This window comes from Streptomyces sp. NPDC049915, assembly GCF_040656475.1.
Classification (GTDB): domain Bacteria; phylum Actinomycetota; class Actinomycetes; order Streptomycetales; family Streptomycetaceae; genus Streptomyces.
Map to the genome: position 1 here is coordinate 1 of NZ_JBFAMH010000021.1, position 2049 is coordinate 2049.

Sequence of the window (2049 nt, forward strand, 5' to 3'; positions counted from 1 at the left end):
GTTGCCGTCGGCCTTGGAGCCGAACAGGTCGCGGATGAAGTTGGAGATGAACGGGTAGTCGAGCACCCAGCCGGAGCGGTACAGCGACTTGACCTGCTTGGCGTCACGCGCGTTGGTGTCCGCCTGGAAGTCGGGCTTGGAGTCGCCCGTGCAGGCCACGCCGGTCGCCTTGGTGATGGAGCCGCAGACGGCCTCCACCCACTCCTTGTGACCGCCGTCCGCGTTGAACTGGATGGAGATCTTGTTGCCCGGGACGCCGCCGCCGGCCTTGATGAGCTCCTTGGCCTTGGCCGGGTCGTACTTGGTGATGTCGCCGACGGCGTTCGGCTCGTAGCCGAGGACGCCCTTGGCGACCCAGCCGGTGGCCGGCTCACGGGTGCCCTGGAGGACCGTCTTGGTGATGGTGTCCCGGTCGATCGCCATCGACAGACCCTGCAGGACGCGCGGGTCGATCTTCTTCCACTGCGGGGAGTAGTACGCCACCGCGATGGTCTGGATGGCGGAGTACGCCTGGTCCACGGCGCGGTCGCCGAGGTCGGCCTTGTAGACCGGCAGGTCACGCGGGGCGACCTGGCGCATCACGTCGAGGTTGCCGGACTTGAGGTCCTGGTAGGCGGTCTCGAGCTTCGCGTAGTTCTTGAAGATCACACCGCCGTTCTTGGCGGCGTTCGGACCCTTGTAGCCGTCGAACTTGGTGACCTCGATCTGCTTCTTGTGGTCCCACTTGACGAACTTGTAGGGACCGTTGCCGATCGGGTGCTCGCCGGCCTTCTTCGGGTCCGCGTAGAAGGACTCGGGCAGCGGGTCGAAGACCTCGTAGCCGAGCTTGTACACGAAGTACGGGATCGGCTTGGACAGCGTGATGGTGAAGGTGTTGTCGTCGACGACCTTCAGGCCGGACATCTCGGTGGCCTTGGCCTTGCCGCTCTCCGGGGCGACGTCGCCGTAGCCCTGGATGTCGGCGAACCACGCGCTGTTGGTCTGCTTGTTGGCCGGGTTGGCCGCCCAGTTCCACGCCTTGACGTAGGACGTGGCGGTGACCGGGGTGCCGTCGTGGAAGGTCCAGCCCGGCTTCAGCTTGACCGTGAAGGTCTTGTTGTCCTTGGTGTCGATCGACTGCGCGTTGACGTTGACGATCTTGCCGCTGCTGTCGTAGTCGACGAGCCCGGAGAACAGCGACTTGATGACGATGCTGCCGTTGGACTCCATGGTGTTGGCCGGCTGCAGCGGGTTCTGCGGCTCGCCCACCTCGACCGAGAACTTGCCGTTCGGGTCGATCGCGGCCTTGCCGTCGCCCTTGTCGCTGCCACCACCACAGGCGGTCGCACCAAGCGCCACAACCGCGGCTATCGCGACCCACTTGGCGCTTTTCGCACCGCGCATGGGTTCCTCCTTATGAGTCCTTTGGTTCACCGCATAGAGGGGCACGCGTCACACCACCGTCATGGACGGTGCAGATGGTGAGGTGTCCCCCCGCTCGCGAGTCGGCGCCGCAGCTGGCGTGACCCGAGATCCGAGCTCTACGCGCCTAACTATCTGCCATGGGCCACCAGCCGAACCACACCCCTAAGGTCTCGGTTCGATCACACCTGTCGCCTACTTCTTCCAAAATCCGGACAAACAGTTTGCAGATAGATCGCTGCGAAACGGACTTGTTACACATCTATCGGTGATCACTGTCCGTATTCCGGACGCACGGGTGGGAAAAAGCACTTGCGGCTACCGTGGCCGCCGTGCGGGGCGCTTCGCGCTGCCCCGAAGAAGAGGCGGCCGCACGCGAACGGCTTGGGCCCGCCGGGCACTTGAGCGCATGCCAGATCACGCCCACCCGCTCAGCAGACTAGTAGAAATCGGCCACCCTGTGCGGCTTAGAGCCCAGGATGCAGGGTTTTCCCTACCCTCTGGCGGATTCCTCCGGCACGCACGGTATGGGTACGGCAACGCAGACGAGCCGGGCCCCCGCTCAACGCGGGTAGCGGATCGTCCACTTCTCCACGGCCGCCGTCTACGGCGCCGGTCCGCACCGTGGCATCGATGTCGACGAGGTCG

General features: G+C 64.8%; 1 protein-coding gene. It reads right to left on the reverse strand.

Going from position 1 to position 2049, the window contains the following annotated elements:
• Positions 1–1383: ABC transporter substrate-binding protein (locus tag AB0J12_RS28655; RefSeq protein WP_363267380.1), on the reverse strand; the 1383-nt coding region annotated here is incomplete at its 3' end.
• Between the last annotated feature and the right edge of the window lie 666 nt (positions 1384–2049).